The organism is Nostoc sp. (assembly GCF_036917655.1).
Taxonomy (GTDB): Bacteria; Cyanobacteriota; Cyanobacteriia; order Cyanobacteriales; family Nostocaceae; genus Nostoc.
Window position 1 is genome coordinate 1 of record NZ_JBALCY010000087.1, and the last position, 15,224, is coordinate 15,224.

Sequence of the window (15,224 nt, forward strand, 5' to 3'; positions counted from 1 at the left end):
GAGCCATTTTACCTGATTTTTTTGCACTTTTTACCGACCTATCGACCTCAACCACTATTTATATAAGGGTTTTAGCTTTAATCAGCAAGCCCTAACTAGGAAGATAATTTATGTTGATATGGACGCTTTTTACGCATCGGTGGAACAGAGGGACAACCCTAGCTACCGAGGCAAACCGTTAGTAGTCGGTGGCAGTCCGAATCAGCGAGGCGTGGTTGCAGCAGTCAGTTATGAAGCTCGTAAGTTTGGTATTCACTCCGCGATGCCGTCAGTAACCGCTTTTGCAAAATGCCCTGGACTTATCCCACTAATAAAATTCTTTGAATCCAAATATGAATAGTAGCAAGATCAAGAAAAGCATCAAAATATACTTTTCGACGCTCCCAGCGAACAACTAAACGACGGTATTTACGTTGATACCAAGCAAAACAACGTTCTTGCTGGTATCTTGTCACAGATATCTTGATCGGTCTACCTTTATTTTTCTTAGTTTTCCAAACTCTTTTTGGTATTTGGGGTCGAATCCCTCGTTTGCGTAGACTCGCACGTTGTTGTTTCGAGTCATACCCCTTATCGGCAGCCAAAACCCTAACTCGTTTACGTGATCTACCGCGTTTCAAAGTTCTTAATCTGACTTTAATGAGTATTGGTAATAAGCTGTTGCGTATTTAATTTGTATATGCGACGCGGGCAAGATGCCCGCACTACAATAATTTGACGTTTTCGTGTTATACAATTTAGCTGCACATCAGCTTACCTGTTTCCTCTCGTTGCCGTTAGCTGGAGTTGTTGAATTAAACAGGGGCATTCCATTACCCTCTGTAAGCGTGTGGATAAGAATACCTTTTCCTTTACCACCATACGCACGCCAGGTGCTACAACGGGGGGAACCCCCGCAACGCACTGGCTCAACTTCTTCACCTCCTCCTTTTCCAGGGGGAAAAAGAGCCGTCTACAGCCCCAAAATCCCAGTTTATCAGACCTTTTTCATCAGCGTAGGCGTAGCCCAACCCAGGCATCGCTAATATACGTGCTTGTATGTACTCAAATATTCCATCGGAACGCCATCGCTTTAACCATCGATGGGATGAGCTTTTGGATGCCCACACATCACCATATGGTAAGTCACACCATCGACACCCAGTAATCATAATGTACAACAGACTATTTAATACATGACGATATGGTGCATGAGGCATTCCTTTGCCACGTTTGGATGCCTCCTCAGAAAAGATATCTTCAAACAACTTCCATTTCTTCGTCACTCAGTCCTTCAAAACGTCCAGCCATAAAGTGATATAGCCTTCTCAGATAGAAAGTAGATTATCACATTTTCATATTAGTGGGATAGGCTCATGAGACTCTGGCGATCGCTAAACTGACCCTGGTATCATCAGTGAGAGGTTAGAGTGATTGCACATTTGTCAAGAGGGTGCGGGAAAAGGCAGCAATTCTAAATTCAAAATTTGACAGGGTGCAGAAATAACTTGAGACTGAGAGCAGGCAAATTCAAGTCAGGGTGATGTTTGGATTAAGAGTGCTGAGTTTTGTAAGTCTACTGGGTCATTTCCAGGCAGTGATGGGGAAGATAAAAGACCCACGCCAACCGAGCAATGGAACGAAATATATGATAATCCCCTCGATCAGCAGCCATCATAGAAAATCAAACTACTCTTCTTATTGAGCGACAGTTTATAATATTCTATAAAAATGATTAAGCCTAAAAATTTGTATCGCGGACACTCAATGGAAAAAGTTGGTCACGGTAAAAGAGCGGTATTTAAAACAACTATCAACGAAAAAGAATGGTCTGCCGTGACTGAATTAAAGGTAAAAACAGCAATTGATGCTTGGATTGATGAAGGAATAGAGCCTTAGTTATTGCCTACATAGCTTAAAAATGCTCTGGATAATCCGAATTAGTGGGCCATCGCCATGAAACCGAAACTCGACTAACTCACCGAGTCGAAACACAGGTTTTTCTTTGGTGTTCGGTTGCAAATTACCTGTGACAATAAGTTCGCTACCCCAAACACTAATATTGTCATTACCAGTAGTATCCCTCTTCTGTCACTCTCGGAAAACTCTTGCCATTTCTGAATTCTAGAGCCTTTGTATAGGAAGCGATCGCACGATTTTTTTCTAATAACAAATACAATCACAATTTTTTTCTAATAGGATAGCTTGTATTGATTGCCTCATGAGGCTTCTAGCGATCGCCCTCTCGGAGAGTGACAGAACAGGGATAATTTCGTACCGATCTGGTGATCGAGGTGGTGTTTACCAGTGGTGGCATCAATAAACTGGAGGCATATAAGCGGCTGTTGATTCCAGAAGTGTGGTTCTGGTCAGATGGTGTGTTAGAAGTTTATCACCTGCGCTATGAGGGAGACGGACTTGACTATTAAAGAGTTTCCAGTAGTGAAGAGGTCAAAGGGATTGATCTGGATTTATTGTTACGCTGCATAAATATGGTAAATCATGTTGATGCTATCAAGACTTTTCAACAGGCGCTTCAGAAATAGTTGGTGATTTGTTCCACTTCAGCAGAAAGGGCGGGGGAAAAGGTGATTGTCAGCCAAGCATATGAATTTAGTTGCAGCGTGAGAGTTTGGGATGGGGAGTATAGCATTGGGGAATTTGGGAAAGGCGATCACAGTTTTGGCTAAACGCAGAGATTGGGTGTACAGTCAGGCGGTTCTGGGAGAAAGTTGGCAAAAACAATGAGTCCTTAAAATTCCTTTAAGGTTTTCCGTAAGGTTTTTTTAACCTACTGTCAGTAGTGTAAAAGTTCTAGTATTCCAAGCTCCCTTGTCAACTACGAGCTTAGTATATAGGTAATTTTGGCAGTTTTTGCCAGAAATGCTGTCAACTCTGCTCTTAACAAAGGTATTCAACCCTCAAATAAAATCTCAAGTTACCAATTGGCAGTAAATCTGTTGGTGCGTTGTGAGAGCAATATCCTAATGCACCACCAGATTTTTGGTTAAGTCAATTTGCCAGTTTCAATTCTTCTGGCTCAGTTTTGTAATGAAAGCTGCCGTTATTTTTGATAATTTGGTGGAAAAATGTGAACGGAATGTTCACATTTTGCCGACAAATGAGTGGCAAGTTAGACCTTTAACGAATGACGCTACATGATTGATACAGTAATGAGTCACCACGAGAGCAACTGGCTAAAAATGCGACCATAATAAATAGAACTTGCAGAACAGGGGAGATGCAGAGAGTTGGTATACTTCTGAACGTAGGATGAAGAACAGACTGTGAGAATCGACCATCTCAAGCTGCTGAATTACCTGGATTCGGAATGTCAGCAGATGGAGGAGAGATGTGATGGCTCCGCCAACGCAAGGAGCGATCGCCTGACTCAGTTGAGTGTGTTGGAGTCTGAGTATGGGGACTAAATAACATCAAACGCTTAGATGATCTGAGGGTTGTTATGCTGTTCAATGGAGTTGCGGCAGTGTTGGATAGTCTGTGTAGCCATGTTGACTACCACCATAGAACGTCCTGACATCACCTTCGCTCAGAGGCGCATTGAGTCGTAGCCGATTAACTAAGTCAGGGTTAGAGATGAATGAACGCCCGAAAACTATGGCATCAGCCCGTCCGCTTGTAATTGCTAGATCACCCCGTTGTCGATCAAACCCACCCACAGCTAGTAGTGTTCCTTGGTAAACGGTACGTAGTAAATCAATGGGCTTGAAGTCCGGTGCAGTTCCTCTGGCATAACCTCGGTCATACCCAACGTGCAAGTATGCCAAACCGAGTGGACTGAGTGCTTTTGCGACATAAGTGTAAGTTTCGGCAGGATTGTCGTCAAATGTGTCGTTGACTGTGAAGCCAGGGGCGATCTTGACTCCAATCCGCTCTGCTCCCCGGACGCTACACAGAGCATTGACCACTTCGAGTGTGAAGCGAGTTCTATTCTCCAATGTGCCACCATAGGCATCCGTGCGTTGGTTAGAGCCACTGACTTGGAACTGGTTGGGTAGGTATCCAGTTGCTGCATGAAGTTCCACGCCATCGAAACCTGCTTGAATAGAGAGTTCTGCTGATCTGCGGTATTCCTCCACTATGTCGGGTATTTCTGCCAACTCTAACGGACGCGGTGTCTCGAAAGGGACTTTACCATCCCAAACGTGAACTTCTTCGGACACCACCGGGACAGCCGAAGGCGCGATCGGTGAGGCATGGTTAGGTAATAAGGAGGAGTGTGACACCCGTCCAGCGTGCATCAGTTGCACAAATATTCGACCTCCAGCAGTATGAACTGCATCTGTCACTTTTCGCCAGCCTTCAACCTGCTCTTGGTTGTGCAGCCCAGGACAGGTTGTGTAGCCTCGCCCCATTGGACTCGGATGCGTTCCTTCGGTAATAATCAGTCCTGCCGAAGCTCTCTGGGTGTAGTATTCGACCATTATGGAGGTAGGTACACAGTCAGTAGTAGCTCGGAGACGGGACATGGGAGACATGATAATGCGGTTAGTCAGGTCAAGCAAACCTAGTCTCATTGGGGTGAACAGTCCTGGGTTTTCTGGCATTAGTATTTTTCCCCTTCTAAAATAGAACCAGTGCCATCGCCCCATCGACAACCTCAAAATACTGCCCTACAGATAATTTCAAGATAAGTGAATTGGAAACGCTGACAAATATTTCTTAATTATTTTAATTATCGTCAATTGTGGCAACAAGGGAAATCTCCGGTTGCAGTCCTTAGAGCCTTATGTCTGGCAATAAGGAAATCTCAAGTGACGGAGTGACGGATGAGTGCGATCACTTCTGAACTCAGCGGCAAAGGTGGGTGCTGGGGCATAGTCAACTATGTAGGCGAATTCAGTTCTACAGTCAGAACCTGGCATGGCGAGTGTACTGTTAGGTTGCAGTACCTGAAGTCCTTCAACTACCTGCCCCAGGAATGTCAACAGATGCAATCCTTGAGCGAGGGCGATCGCCTTACACGAGTGGATTTGGAGTAGGAATACTCCCGACTCAAAGTGCCGCTTTTTGCGATCGCTGTCACTGTCAAGAGAGCGTCATTGTTAGAAAGTGCATAACCTCATGCTGGCTGAATTTTTGCATCATGAAATTTCAGAAAGAATGATGTTGAAGGAAGTACGGACATCTTCAAGTGGTTTTGAGTACAACAAATTCCATTCAGTACCAAACAGAGGCAAAGCGTGTTTTCCCATTAACCATCCCTGAGTGATTGCATCCATGTATTTTGTCGAAACCTCAATATCGTAAATAGCGGCTTTGACAAGATTTTTAGCCAATAATGCTAACCAGAAACGCGAAAAATGTAATTGTGCAACGTAAAAAGCTTCTAATTGAATTTCTCCGAGAATATTTGTATTGCATCCAGTAATAATATGCCAGATGTCGTGTGTTTCTGTGATATGCGCTCCGAGAAATTGGTAATCATTCTCTACTTGCCCAGAAGAAATTAAAGGGTTCAAGTTATTTTTGAGCAAATGTTCGGCATAGATATATCCAAGTGTATTGGTAGGTAAACGAGAAAGTTTTTCGAGGTCGATATCACCAAGTCTTGGATGCTTTTGAAATGCTTTCTCTCCTTGTGGTGTGCTACGAAGAAAATCTATTGTTTTTTGTAAACTATTTAAATCACCAAGAGTATTTGCAAGGTTGCCAATACTTTCAAAATCACCATCGGGCGCTAAAACTATATTTATAATGCTATCGAGTGCGTTCGAGTGCCATGTTGGTTCAAGTTGGGCTAGAGAATGCATCCTTAAAAACCTCTGTCAACACTTTGTCTTTTAGTTTGACACGCTCCCAAGAGTTTTGGGCAAGACTTGTTGCAATTACGCCAGTGCTAAGAGCAGCAGTTGCGATCCCAATTGCAAATTTAGGCAATAGTTTGAGCATGGTAATCTTGATGGTGAAGTTTAGTGCTTTCGGATAATTTGTGCGTAGACGTGCAACGGCTTGTCGATAGACATCGCCTATTGGAGAGATCGTCATTACCTAACTCATGCTTGGCAATGATAAAAAGCATATCACCTGCTTTGATTTTGTATAGTGGTGCATCAGCAAAGTGTGGGAAGCTAATCAAGTCGTGCCAACTCCAGGGGGCAATCGCTAATCCTGGTCTTTCTGGTGCTGTATTGCCCTAGCGACTATGAACCCAAATCCAGAAGATGCCGTGAAAAGTCAGATTATCTGTAGTATTGTTCGGTCATTATTTTTCTGCTTTTTCGCCGTAACTAGAAAAGAACGCCGTACACCTTTAATTTCACGTGGAGCCAATTGGACAGCATATCGTCCGTAATTTGCTCTGATTTCTCCTGGTTGAATAACTGAAGCATTCCAGCCGCGATCGGCAAACAATTGTTCTGGTTCATCTGTACCGAAACGCCAGTGCTTGCTAATCAAGCCATTCTGATGTTTAGCTCCAACCTGCCACGACCTGATACTGACCAAATCAGCCCCCAAGTAACTCCTGTCTGCACTTAACTGGCTAATTATTTTGAGTAATTCATTTACTTGGGCTTCGTTCAGGTACATCAACAGCCCTTCCATTAGCCAAAGTGTCGGGGCTTCAACCTCAAAGCCTTGCTGTAAAAGCAAATGTGACCAAGGTTGTGTTAAGTTAGCAGCAATCGCTTGGCGATGACACTTGGCTTGTTTATTCTGGAGAATAGCTTCTCTATACTCAATCAAATCTGGTAAATCTAGCTCGTACAAGCGAGTCTGGTGTGGAAAAGGTAGACGAAATGCTCTTGTGTCTAACCCGACTCCTAAAAAGACGACTTGTTTAACTTCGGGTAGTACAGATAAGATGAAGTCATCAAAAAAACGGGTACGGACTGCAACAAACTGAATACGAAGCGCACTACCAAGGGGGTTGTCACGATCTTCTTGTTCCCATTTCTCTCGCCAAGCTTGACCTATATCTCCGGCTAACTGTGCGGCGAATAGATCATCAAACAGGTGGTCTGCCCTGTCCGTTTCTATTGCACGTTTAACTGCCATTACTAAAGCTGTGCGGCAAACTTCGTCTTTAATCTCAGGTATTTCATTCATGACTTGGAGTTTTAGCAATTACCGTTGCAATAGCAGTTCAATTATTTCACCTTTGTTTGTGTGCGCTCTAGTATTATTCCGATCCAATTAAGATGCGTTTGCTTTGGCGGTTCCCCGGAGTGCTAGAGTCTGATATGACTGTAATTGTCCAAACAATGGTCTGCGAATAAATCCTGATGTTTCTTGAGTAGTTAAAATGGCTTCGGTTTGGACAGGAGTTTCTTTATTACCGATAAATAGGTTAACAGTAGGTAGAAGGAAGCTGAATCTGACAATATTTCCTCCGATATCAGGGTTTGGTGGCTTGCTAATAATAACCGTCACTAGTGTACCAATATCGGTGGTTAATGTCTGAATTTCATCGCCACTAAAATGAAGGGAAATCTTTTCAGTCTTGTAATCAAGCTGTGGAACTCCATTGAAAGTTGAATACTTGATGTGAGTACCTTTGCCATTAAGTTCAAACTCATTTGGTCGTTGTACAACAATTGCTTGTGCTGGCTTTGTGGATTTGGGCATCAAAAAAGAGAGCATTGATGTGGCGGTCAAACCAGTCACAAAGGTAAAAGCAGTTTTGAGAATTTGACGGCGAGGAGAACTACCAGAGATATCTTCTAAGTTAGGTTTCATAATTAGAAAATCGCAAAGCTAATAAATCTGCTATTTTCAATTATCTCAGTAAATTTACGTGTTGTATTAACAAAAGATTAAATCTTGGCTAATACTGGCTTTTGGTCAATTCTTGGTATATTACAGCGTAGAAAAATACATTGTGAAGCCCTGTGAAAACTTACAATAGCGATCGCAGATTATATCGTTCCACGCACGGTACTTTTGAAGAATACTGCCGCGATCGCTTTGGTTACAGCCGACGACAACCCTACCTTTTAATGGAAGCAGCAGTGATTTTTGATAATTTACTGGAGAATTGTGATCGTTCCGATCACATTCTGCCGACTTAATGAGTGGCAAATCAGGCTACTGTCCAAGCTAGACTCGGACATTCAGCCCGAAGCATGGGAGCAAGCCGTAGAATCTGCTAAGGGTAAAGTACCTTCACACCGGATCGTCAAAGACGTAGTACAAAGGATAATGGAAAGGACACAAGTACCCAATACTTACCAAGTTGGCGAAGTCTGCCAAATCCTTGCCAAATAGGATAACCCGGAATTGAGAGGTAAGGGTGGGTGCTGGGCGATTATCAGGGCAGTGAACGAGTTTAGTTGCAGCGTGAGAATGTGGGATGGAGAGTATACAGTTGGGTTGCAACACCTGAAATTATGCAATTACTTGCCTGCCGAGTGTGAGCAGATCCAGTCCCTAAGCGATCGCATCGGTCGAGTGTATTCCGATTCGCTCTTTGGAGACAGTCAAAAATCTGTTGCAGTCATTGGGGAAGCTGAATCGACCTTATTTAAGTGCTGTGGATGAGAAATTGTTGACGCTTCTGGAGTTGGAAATTAGATACTAATGCAATAAAGAAACAGTGCTGTCAGTAACTTAAGATTCTGTAATAATTTTACCCAAATGCTTGAGGATTCTTAAAACCTCAGATAAATTGTTACGATATTGCGATATTACGATCACGTTTTGCTGGATCTTAAATTAGGTAAGCCAGCGCCTGGTTACAAAGCGGCTCAAAAAGCTCTTGGTTTAGCGATGCCCAAAGGATTTTTCACCAGTTTTTCTAACAGCCCTGGAGCCAATTGAGCATAGCCCTGGCACGATAGCCGAATTGCTTGCACTAACCCGTCTGCGGGCATATTTTTGAGCAGATAGCCTTTCGCACCTGCCCGGATGGACTCGACAATGTACTGGTCATCGTCAAACGTGCTGAGTACCAACACTTTTACATTGGGAAGGACAGTTGCTAACACAGGTCAACTGGAAATATTTCGCAATGTATCGGTGCTTCAGAATCATCCAAGACAAGTAGATAAAGTGTTGTTGAATGAGTCTTATTTAGTTCGATTTAGGCATGAGCCTCTGCCAACAGAGAAACCATCTGCTCATGAGGAACCAGCATCAAATAAAAAATTGTGGGGTGATAACGAGACAAACCCCACAAACACCAAAGCTGAAGAAAATAGCGGTGCAGATGGTGATCATTTAGATGTGAGCGACTTCATAGGGTCAAATAAGGAAGCAAATAAAGAGGGTCTTTATGCTTTAAACAAAGCCGACCTCTTTAATATCCTTTGTATTCCGCCTTATAAAGAAAATCACAATATAGATTATGACTCTTTAGTGGATTCAGCAGCAGAATTTTGCCAAACCCGACGAGCGTTTTTCATCATCGACTCGCCTATTGAGTGGACTGATAAGGATAAGGCCAAGAATGGTATTCAGAGCATTGGTGAACCGACTAGTTATGCTGCTGTTTTCTTTCCCCGAATCAAACAGCCAAATTCTTTACGGGAAAATCAAATAGAAGAATTTGTTCCCTGTGGTGCGATCGCAGGTGTATTTGCTCGTACTGATGTTCAACGTGGTGTGTGGAAAGCTCCAGCAGGTACAGAAGCAACATTGACCGGTGTACCACAATTGAGTGTACCTCTAACAGATCCAGAAAATGGGGAATTGAATCCTCTGGGGATCAATTGTTTGCGAACTCTGCCAGCTTTTGGTCGTGTGATTTGGGGATCGCGGACGCGCAAGGGAGATGACCGTCTTACCGATCACTGGAAGTATATTCCGGTTCGCCGTTTTGCACTTTTCTTGGAAGAAAGTCTTTATCGCGGTACGCAATGGGTTGTCTTTGAGCCAAACGATGAGCCGTTGTGGGCGCAAATTCGCTTGAATCTTGGGGCTTTTATGCATACTCTTTTCCTTCAAGGAGCTTTTCAAGGTACTAAGGCGGAAGATGCTTACTTTGTGAAGTGCGATAAAGAAACAACAATCCAAAATGATATTAACTTAGGAATTGTCAATATCATTGTTGGTTTTGCTCCTCTCAAACCTGCTGAATTTGTCATTCTTAAGATTCAGCAAATAGCCGGACAAATAGCAGTTTAAGGAGAAATATATGCCTTCTATTTCAGGTAAGCGTTTAGACATCTACAAAAACTTTAAGTTTGTTGTGAAATTCGCTGGTAAAGACGTGGCTGGGGTAAGTAAAGTCAGTGGTCTTAAGCGAACCACTGAGGTCATAGAACACCGTACAGGTGGCGACCCTAGCACTGTCTATAAGTCTCCCGGACAAAGCAAGTACGATCCCATTACCTTAGAACGAGGTGTTAGCAAAGATCCTGATTTTGAACAATGGGCAAATAAAGTCTGGGCGCTTGGTGGTAGTCCAGAAGTGTCTCTGACAGAGTTCCGTAAAGATATCACTATTGAGGTTCGTGATGAAGCTGGTAAGAAAGCGACTTCATATAACGTTTTTGGTTGCTGGGTTTCGGAATATCAAGCTTTACCAGACCTTGATGCTAGTGCTAATGCTGTCGCTATCGAGTACATCAAGATAGAAAACGAAGGTTGGGAACGTGCTTGATGATTAACCAACCCAAGTTAATCATGATTTAATTCTTCAACCAGCAGGAAATTAACTATGCGATCGCTATCAGCCTCAGAACTGTTAAATATCTGGGAATGGGGACGTAATCAGCCATCTTGTTCTAGAGCAATCAAGCTACTAGCTAGTGCTTGTTCTGAAACCTCTATAGATATGCTTACCCAACTCAGTATCGGTCAGCGTGATGCCATGCTGATGACATTGCGAGAGTGGACATTTGGTTCCCAACTGGTTAGTCAAGTGACCTGTCCCAGCTATGGGGAAGTCTTGGAACTCAATTTTGATGTTGCAGATATGCGTGTAGCATCATTGTCACTTGAACCAGTAGAGAAATATTGTCTTGAGCTTGCTAATTATCAGGTGAGTTTTCGTTTACCAAACAGTTTAGATATGATAGCGATCGCTGAACACAAACAGCCAGAGATTGCCCAAGAGGTTTTATTAGAGCGATGTATTTTGGGAGCAGTTTGTAACAATGAATATCTACCGTTTCAGCAATTGCCATCTTATGTAATCAATGCAATTATTGCCCAGATGGCTCTGGTTGATCCGCAAGCAAATGTGCCAATCGATATCTCCTGTTCGGCTTGCAACCACCAATGGCAATCATTGTTTGACATCATGTCATTCTTCTGGACTGAGATTAACGCTTGGGCATTTCGAGTTTTGCGAGAGGTGCATACTTTGGCTGTTGTTTACGGTTGGCGTGAAGCTGATATTTTGGCGATGAGTCCCAGACGACGGCAATTGTATTTAGAGATGGTGGCGGGCTAATGAGCAATTATCTCTACCAGTTAATAGCTAAAAACTTTAACCTGATTAATACAATTCAACCTCTTGTGTTATCAGCATTTGAACCGTTACCAGAGTCTATTCCTAACTGGGAGCCATCGACTCTGACGACAGAAGAAACTGAGTTACCAAAATCAACTCCTAATTTGCCAGAGGAGCCTAACTTTAAATTATCTCTCGATGGGTTTTTTCCAGAGTCAGTACTGAGTCAAAGCACCCCTGGTAATCTGCTGCTGACTCCAAACACAGACGAAGAAATAAACCCTACTCCACCAATTACTGCTCCGACTCGATTATTACAGAAACAACTAACTGAAATTGATTCGGTTGTTTATTTTGGTCAATCTCCAGAGGTAGGAAGTGGTGAACAATTACCAACTCAACTTATTTCAGAATCAGAAATGATTTCACCCGCTACAAATCAAGTAGCATCTCCTCCAAGCTCAGAGCCGTTTAAGCCTGCACCTGTATCACAAACAAAGCCTTCTTTATCGAGTCGTGTCGTTTCTGTACTGGCCACCGAATCAAATACTTTTCTATCAAACCCAATCGATCAGCAGAGTCAGCCGAAAACTAAATCTTTTCCTCAACAACCAATTGAAATTAATCGTCTAAGTTTATCTTTGCAATCGCCTTTTAAGCCAGACTTGCAAATATATTTTGACGAAAATCAAACAGAAACAGTAGTATTTCCATTCGCTTCACAAGAGAACACCTTTTCGCAGCCAAGTTTAAATACTACAATTTTCAGGACTGCGATCGCAAATAAAAACAATGCTCCTATGTCAAGGTTAACTGTTGAAAAATTGGGAGAACTTACAACTCAATCATTAAATAACCAATCAATTGGAATTAATCAAGCAGTTTATCTTCATACCTCACTACAGATACTGCATCTCAAACAATCTCCCACTCAAGTGCAAGCAGAAAACAGCACTATTCTGCCAATCCTTAACGTTCTACAACCTGACAATTCAAGTTATCTAGAAAACCTCTCTCTAAATCTCTCTCCTCAAAGGAAAGAGACTTGGAATTTTCTCCCTGATAGCGTCGCTACGGGAGTTAGGGATTTAGGTTTTTCGGGGAATTTTTCATATCATGTGAAAAGTCAGGCTGTTGATTGGGTTTTGCCCATTGGGGATCAAAAGCCTTTAACATCTGTGCTAAGGATGGAAACTAGCACTTCTACCTTAAATCCTGTAATTCAACCACAGGAAAAACTTGTGAGTGAATTACTACAAAAGCAACCACTACAAATAACCGAGAATATTTCATCTGCTCAAGTGCAAAAGCCGATCACTTCAGAAGTATTACCACGCCAGATTATAGAAGAACCAACAGGGATGTCTAAAACAGGCTTCTCTACCAGAGGCTACGCAAACACGTACACATCTGCGGTTACTCGATTGTCGCATTTAACACCTAATTTAACAGTGGAAACTAGTACTCCCGCCTTAAGTTCTGTAATCCTACAGCAAGAAAAATCTGTAACTGAATTACCACAAAAGCGATCGCTACAAATAACTGAGAATATTTCATCTGCTCAAGTGCAAAAGCCGATCATTTCAGAAGTATTACCACGTCAGATTATAGAAGAACCAACAGGGATGTCTACGACGGGCAATTCTTGGAGAGGCTACGCGAACACGTACACACCTGCGGTTACTCAATTGTCGCCTTTAACACCTGCTTTGGCAGTGGAAACTAGTACTCCCGCCTTAAGTTCTGTAATCCTACAGCAAGAAAAATCTGTAACTGAATTACCACAAAAGCGATCGCTACAAATAACCGAGAATATTTCATCTGCTCAAGTGCAAAAGCCGATCACTTCAAAAGTATTACCACGCCAGATTATAGAAGAACCAACAGGGATGTCTAAAACAGGCTTCTCTACCAGAGGCTACGCAAACACGTACACACCTGCGGTTACTCAATTGTCGCATTTAACACCTGCTTTGGCGGTGGAAACTAGTACTCCCGCCTTAAGTTCTGTAATCCTACAGCAAGAAAAATCTGTAACTGAATTACTACAAAAGCGATCGCTACAAATAACTGAGAATATTTCATCTGCTCAAGTGCAAAAGCCGATCATTTCAGAAGTATTACCACGTCAGATTATAGAAGAAGCAACAGCGATATCAACGACGGGCAACTCTTGGAGAGGCTACGCGAACGCCTACGCACCTGCTATTGCTCAATTGTCACCTTTAACACCTGCTTTGGCAGTGGAAGCTAATACTTCTGCTTCTACTACAATTCAACCACAGGAGCAACCTGTAACTGAATTACCACAAAAGCGATCGCTACAAATAACTGAGAATATTTCATCTGCTCAAGTGCAAAAGCCGATCGCTTCAGAAGTATTACCACGTCAGATTATAGAAGAACCAACAGCGATGTCTACGACGGGCAACTTTACGAGACGCTACGCGAACGCCTACGCACCTGCTATTGCTCAATTGTCACCTTTAACACCTACAATTGCCACAGAAACAAACGTTACATCACCACCTCCTAGTGTTGAACCACAGGAAAAACTTACGTCTGATGTGCCAAAAATTCAGCAGAGGTTTGTCCAGAAAAATGTTTCATCAATGCAGCCATTTATAACAGATGCCTCTGCTCAACTATCTTCCTTTCATACAAACATTTCTACTGCTCCATTAGTAGATAATCTTGCATCATCTATTATTTCACAACCGACAAAGCTAACTACTATTAATTCAGATATAGTATTAACTCCTGCTTTACATCCTTCAAGTGCAAGAACTGACACACAATCGCAAAAGTTTTCTAACTCTCACTTGTCTGATTTGCGTGGAAATGAAACTTCTGCTCAGGAAGTCGGCTCACAAAAGTATAATACAAATTATCGCAAACATATTGCTACCCAGAAAATTGGTGTTGCAGAACAGTGGGATGAATTGGGGCAAGCCGGGGGAGAGATGAACGTTAGTCACGTGCATCATCCTGCAAATATGGAACGCCAGAAAATTCATTCCAATGAAGGTATATTGACCAGCCCAATTGAAAACTTAATATTGCCCCAGAAGGCATCCCCTAACTTGTCTATGTCTGCGGATAGAGGCAAAGACGGGGTGGGGTCTTCGTACTTTAGGCAATTAGAGGAATCTGATTTAAGACCGCTATCTCAGCCGATCAATGACCTGACTATGACAAATTTATCAGTCATCGCAGCTAGTAGCAAAAAAGACCAAAGGCGATCCTCGGCAGAATATAAAACACCACCTGCTATTCAAGTTACAATTGGTCGGTTGGAAATTCGCAGCGCAACCCCAGCACCACCTCCGCCTCGACCAAAGCCCCGTCCAGCACCATCTGTGATGAGTTTGAATGAGTACTTGCGCCGACGTGCGGGAGGGAAATGATGAGCAACGCTTTAGCTATTGCCGCCGTCACGATCGCATTGCGTCACCTGTTACAGCAAAGGTTTGACGCTGAGAGTTCTGGCGGTATCACTGTGACGACACGACCATTGGATAAAGTAGGAGATAATATTGATATAGAGAGGCTGATTTTAGAGGGAGTGGCGATTTCTCCTCGTCAAGGGCGGTTGTTGCAAGCGGTAGTTGAGGCTGAATTGGCGCGATTGTTGAGTGCTGAAGGTTTACCAGATAACTGGCAAGCTGGTGGGATAGTACCTCATGTGCCGAGTGGTGCTATTCAATAGACATATCCGCAAATTAGCAAATGTATGCTAGGAATAGGTTTTAGCCATTATTTGCGGCTGGCGATCGCTGATAATAGTCTGACGATAGAATCAGGGTTTCAAGGCTAACAGTCATATTTTCTCAAAAGTTTTATCCAAAATAGAATTAAATATGTTTAATTTTAAATAGTTCTTTTT

Annotated in this window: 22 protein-coding genes; 13 read left to right on the forward strand and 9 right to left on the reverse strand. The window is 42.8% G+C overall.

Features of this window, described 5'->3' with window-relative positions; translation table 11 throughout:
- Positions 1 to 118: 118 nt before the first annotated feature.
- The gene (locus tag V7K30_RS33315) at positions 119 to 340 is read left to right on the forward strand and encodes a Y-family DNA polymerase (protein ID WP_335006761.1); all 222 of its coding nucleotides are present in this window, start codon (positions 119 to 121) and stop codon (positions 338 to 340) included.
- Here V7K30_RS33315 and V7K30_RS34505 read toward each other — a convergent pair.
- Together V7K30_RS34505 and V7K30_RS33320 are read right to left on the reverse strand one after the other, a co-directional pair.
- The gene (locus tag V7K30_RS34505; protein ID WP_442941132.1) at positions 300 to 620 is read right to left on the reverse strand and encodes a transposase; all 321 of its coding nucleotides are present in this window, start codon (positions 618 to 620) and stop codon (positions 300 to 302) included. The two genes, V7K30_RS33315 and V7K30_RS34505, sit on opposite strands and share 41 nt — an antisense overlap.
- Before the next feature lie 297 nt (positions 621 to 917).
- The gene (locus V7K30_RS33320) at positions 918 to 1,265 is read right to left on the reverse strand and encodes a transposase (protein WP_335006763.1); all 348 of its coding nucleotides are present in this window, start codon (positions 1,263 to 1,265) and stop codon (positions 918 to 920) included.
- A 445-nt stretch (positions 1,266 to 1,710) separates the two neighbouring features.
- Here V7K30_RS33320 and V7K30_RS33325 point away from each other — a divergent pair, with 445 nt between their 5' ends.
- The gene (locus V7K30_RS33325) at positions 1,711 to 1,878 is read left to right on the forward strand and encodes a hypothetical protein (RefSeq protein ID WP_335006765.1); all 168 of its coding nucleotides are present in this window, start codon (positions 1,711 to 1,713) and stop codon (positions 1,876 to 1,878) included.
- Here V7K30_RS33325 and V7K30_RS33330 read toward each other — a convergent pair whose 3' ends face one another.
- Positions 1,879 to 2,040, reverse strand: a complete 162-nt coding sequence (locus V7K30_RS33330) for a DUF1392 family protein (RefSeq protein WP_335006874.1) — start codon at positions 2,038 to 2,040, stop codon at positions 1,879 to 1,881. It abuts the gene before it with no gap.
- A 233-nt stretch (positions 2,041 to 2,273) separates the two neighbouring features.
- On the opposite strand from V7K30_RS33330, the gene V7K30_RS33335 reads away from it, so the two are divergent.
- Both V7K30_RS33335 and V7K30_RS33340 read left to right on the forward strand, forming a co-directional pair.
- Positions 2,274 to 2,408, forward strand: coding sequence for a hypothetical protein (locus V7K30_RS33335; RefSeq protein WP_335006767.1), 135 nt, complete (start codon positions 2,274 to 2,276; stop codon positions 2,406 to 2,408).
- Positions 2,409 to 3,266: 858 nt separating this feature from the next.
- On the forward strand, positions 3,267 to 3,407 hold the full coding sequence (locus tag V7K30_RS33340; protein ID WP_335006769.1) for a hypothetical protein: 141 nt from the start codon (positions 3,267 to 3,269) through the stop codon (positions 3,405 to 3,407).
- A 42-nt stretch (positions 3,408 to 3,449) separates the two neighbouring features.
- Here the strand turns inward: V7K30_RS33340 and V7K30_RS33345 are convergent, their stop codons facing one another.
- Entirely contained in the window at positions 3,450 to 4,547 is a 1,098-nt protein-coding gene (locus V7K30_RS33345; protein WP_335006771.1) for an alkene reductase, read from the reverse strand.
- Between the two features lie 222 nt (positions 4,548 to 4,769).
- Between V7K30_RS33345 and V7K30_RS33350 the strand changes: the two genes are divergently transcribed.
- Positions 4,770 to 4,982 carry a hypothetical protein gene (locus tag V7K30_RS33350; RefSeq protein ID WP_335006773.1) on the forward strand — a complete coding sequence of 71 codons (213 nt, stop codon included), beginning with the start codon at positions 4,770 to 4,772 and terminating at the stop codon, positions 4,980 to 4,982.
- A 102-nt stretch (positions 4,983 to 5,084) separates the two neighbouring features.
- Here the strand turns inward: V7K30_RS33350 and V7K30_RS33355 are convergent, their stop codons facing one another.
- From V7K30_RS33355 to V7K30_RS33370, 4 genes are all read right to left on the reverse strand, one after another.
- Positions 5,085 to 5,753, reverse strand: coding sequence for a Coq4 family protein (locus tag V7K30_RS33355; protein ID WP_335006775.1), 669 nt, complete (start codon positions 5,751 to 5,753; stop codon positions 5,085 to 5,087).
- Entirely contained in the window at positions 5,731 to 5,988 is a 258-nt protein-coding gene (locus V7K30_RS33360; protein WP_335006777.1) for a hypothetical protein, read from the reverse strand. The genes V7K30_RS33355 and V7K30_RS33360 overlap by 23 nt, the downstream gene beginning before the upstream one ends.
- Positions 5,989 to 6,177: 189 nt before the next feature.
- The gene (locus tag V7K30_RS33365; protein ID WP_335006778.1) at positions 6,178 to 7,050 is read right to left on the reverse strand and encodes a class I SAM-dependent methyltransferase; all 873 of its coding nucleotides are present in this window, start codon (positions 7,048 to 7,050) and stop codon (positions 6,178 to 6,180) included.
- A gap of 87 nt (positions 7,051 to 7,137) precedes the next feature.
- The gene (locus V7K30_RS33370) at positions 7,138 to 7,680 is read right to left on the reverse strand and encodes a hypothetical protein (protein ID WP_335006779.1); all 543 of its coding nucleotides are present in this window, start codon (positions 7,678 to 7,680) and stop codon (positions 7,138 to 7,140) included.
- Positions 7,681 to 7,832: 152 nt separating this feature from the next.
- Here V7K30_RS33370 and V7K30_RS33375 point away from each other — a divergent pair, with 152 nt between their 5' ends.
- From V7K30_RS33375 to V7K30_RS33385, 3 genes are all read left to right on the forward strand, one after another.
- A complete protein-coding gene (locus V7K30_RS33375) occupies positions 7,833 to 8,012 on the forward strand; it encodes a hypothetical protein (protein ID WP_335006781.1) in 180 nt (59 codons plus the stop codon).
- A complete protein-coding gene (locus tag V7K30_RS33380) occupies positions 7,981 to 8,208 on the forward strand; it encodes a hypothetical protein (RefSeq protein WP_335006783.1) in 228 nt (75 codons plus the stop codon). The genes V7K30_RS33375 and V7K30_RS33380 overlap by 32 nt, the downstream gene beginning before the upstream one ends.
- 78 nt (positions 8,209 to 8,286) lie before the next feature.
- A complete protein-coding gene (locus V7K30_RS33385; protein ID WP_335006785.1) occupies positions 8,287 to 8,481 on the forward strand; it encodes a hypothetical protein in 195 nt (64 codons plus the stop codon).
- A 206-nt stretch (positions 8,482 to 8,687) separates the two neighbouring features.
- Here V7K30_RS33385 and V7K30_RS33390 read toward each other — a convergent pair whose 3' ends face one another.
- Positions 8,688 to 8,927 (reverse strand): hypothetical protein, encoded by a 240-nt coding sequence (locus V7K30_RS33390; protein WP_335006787.1) that lies wholly within the window; start codon positions 8,925 to 8,927, stop codon positions 8,688 to 8,690.
- On the opposite strand from V7K30_RS33390, the gene V7K30_RS33395 reads away from it, so the two are divergent.
- Genes V7K30_RS33395 through V7K30_RS33415 form a run of 5 tightly spaced genes read left to right on the forward strand, consistent with a single transcriptional unit; the run spans position 8,905 to position 15,047 of the window.
- Entirely contained in the window at positions 8,905 to 10,065 is a 1,161-nt protein-coding gene (locus V7K30_RS33395) for a phage tail sheath family protein (RefSeq protein ID WP_335006789.1), read from the forward strand. The two genes, V7K30_RS33390 and V7K30_RS33395, sit on opposite strands and share 23 nt — an antisense overlap.
- Positions 10,066 to 10,075: 10 nt before the next feature.
- Positions 10,076 to 10,543, forward strand: a complete 468-nt coding sequence (locus V7K30_RS33400; protein ID WP_334903537.1) for a phage tail protein — start codon at positions 10,076 to 10,078, stop codon at positions 10,541 to 10,543.
- A gap of 57 nt (positions 10,544 to 10,600) precedes the next feature.
- Positions 10,601 to 11,338 carry a T4 family baseplate hub assembly chaperone gene (locus V7K30_RS33405; protein WP_335006791.1) on the forward strand — a complete coding sequence of 246 codons (738 nt, stop codon included), beginning with the start codon at positions 10,601 to 10,603 and terminating at the stop codon, positions 11,336 to 11,338.
- On the forward strand, positions 11,338 to 14,745 hold the full coding sequence (locus V7K30_RS33410) for a hypothetical protein (RefSeq protein WP_335006793.1): 3,408 nt from the start codon (positions 11,338 to 11,340) through the stop codon (positions 14,743 to 14,745). Before V7K30_RS33405 ends, V7K30_RS33410 begins: the two co-directional genes overlap by 1 nt.
- Positions 14,742 to 15,047 (forward strand): hypothetical protein, encoded by a 306-nt coding sequence (locus V7K30_RS33415; RefSeq protein WP_335006795.1) that lies wholly within the window; start codon positions 14,742 to 14,744, stop codon positions 15,045 to 15,047. The genes V7K30_RS33410 and V7K30_RS33415 overlap by 4 nt, the downstream gene beginning before the upstream one ends.
- The last annotated feature ends 177 nt before the right edge of the window (positions 15,048 to 15,224 follow it).

Coding starts and splice junctions, on each gene's coding strand:
- V7K30_RS33315 (WP_335006761.1), top strand. CDS start 119: ATGGACGCTTTTTACGCATCGGTGGAACAGAGGGACAACCCTAGCTAC.
- V7K30_RS33325 (WP_335006765.1), top strand. CDS start 1,711: ATGATTAAGCCTAAAAATTTGTATCGCGGACACTCAATGGAAAAAGTT.
- V7K30_RS33345 (WP_335006771.1), bottom strand. CDS start 4,547: ATGCCAGAAAACCCAGGACTGTTCACCCCAATGAGACTAGGTTTGCTT.
- V7K30_RS33350 (WP_335006773.1), top strand. CDS start 4,770: ATGAGTGCGATCACTTCTGAACTCAGCGGCAAAGGTGGGTGCTGGGGC.
- V7K30_RS33355 (WP_335006775.1), bottom strand. CDS start 5,753: ATGCATTCTCTAGCCCAACTTGAACCAACATGGCACTCGAACGCACTC.
- V7K30_RS33360 (WP_335006777.1), bottom strand. CDS start 5,988: ATGACGATCTCTCCAATAGGCGATGTCTATCGACAAGCCGTTGCACGT.
- V7K30_RS33365 (WP_335006778.1), bottom strand. CDS start 7,050: ATGAATGAAATACCTGAGATTAAAGACGAAGTTTGCCGCACAGCTTTA.
- V7K30_RS33370 (WP_335006779.1), bottom strand. CDS start 7,680: ATGAAACCTAACTTAGAAGATATCTCTGGTAGTTCTCCTCGCCGTCAA.
- V7K30_RS33385 (WP_335006785.1), top strand. CDS start 8,287: ATGTGGGATGGAGAGTATACAGTTGGGTTGCAACACCTGAAATTATGC.
- V7K30_RS33400 (WP_334903537.1), top strand. CDS start 10,076: ATGCCTTCTATTTCAGGTAAGCGTTTAGACATCTACAAAAACTTTAAG.
- V7K30_RS33405 (WP_335006791.1), top strand. CDS start 10,601: ATGCGATCGCTATCAGCCTCAGAACTGTTAAATATCTGGGAATGGGGA.
- V7K30_RS33410 (WP_335006793.1), top strand. CDS start 11,338: ATGAGCAATTATCTCTACCAGTTAATAGCTAAAAACTTTAACCTGATT.
- V7K30_RS33415 (WP_335006795.1), top strand. CDS start 14,742: ATGATGAGCAACGCTTTAGCTATTGCCGCCGTCACGATCGCATTGCGT.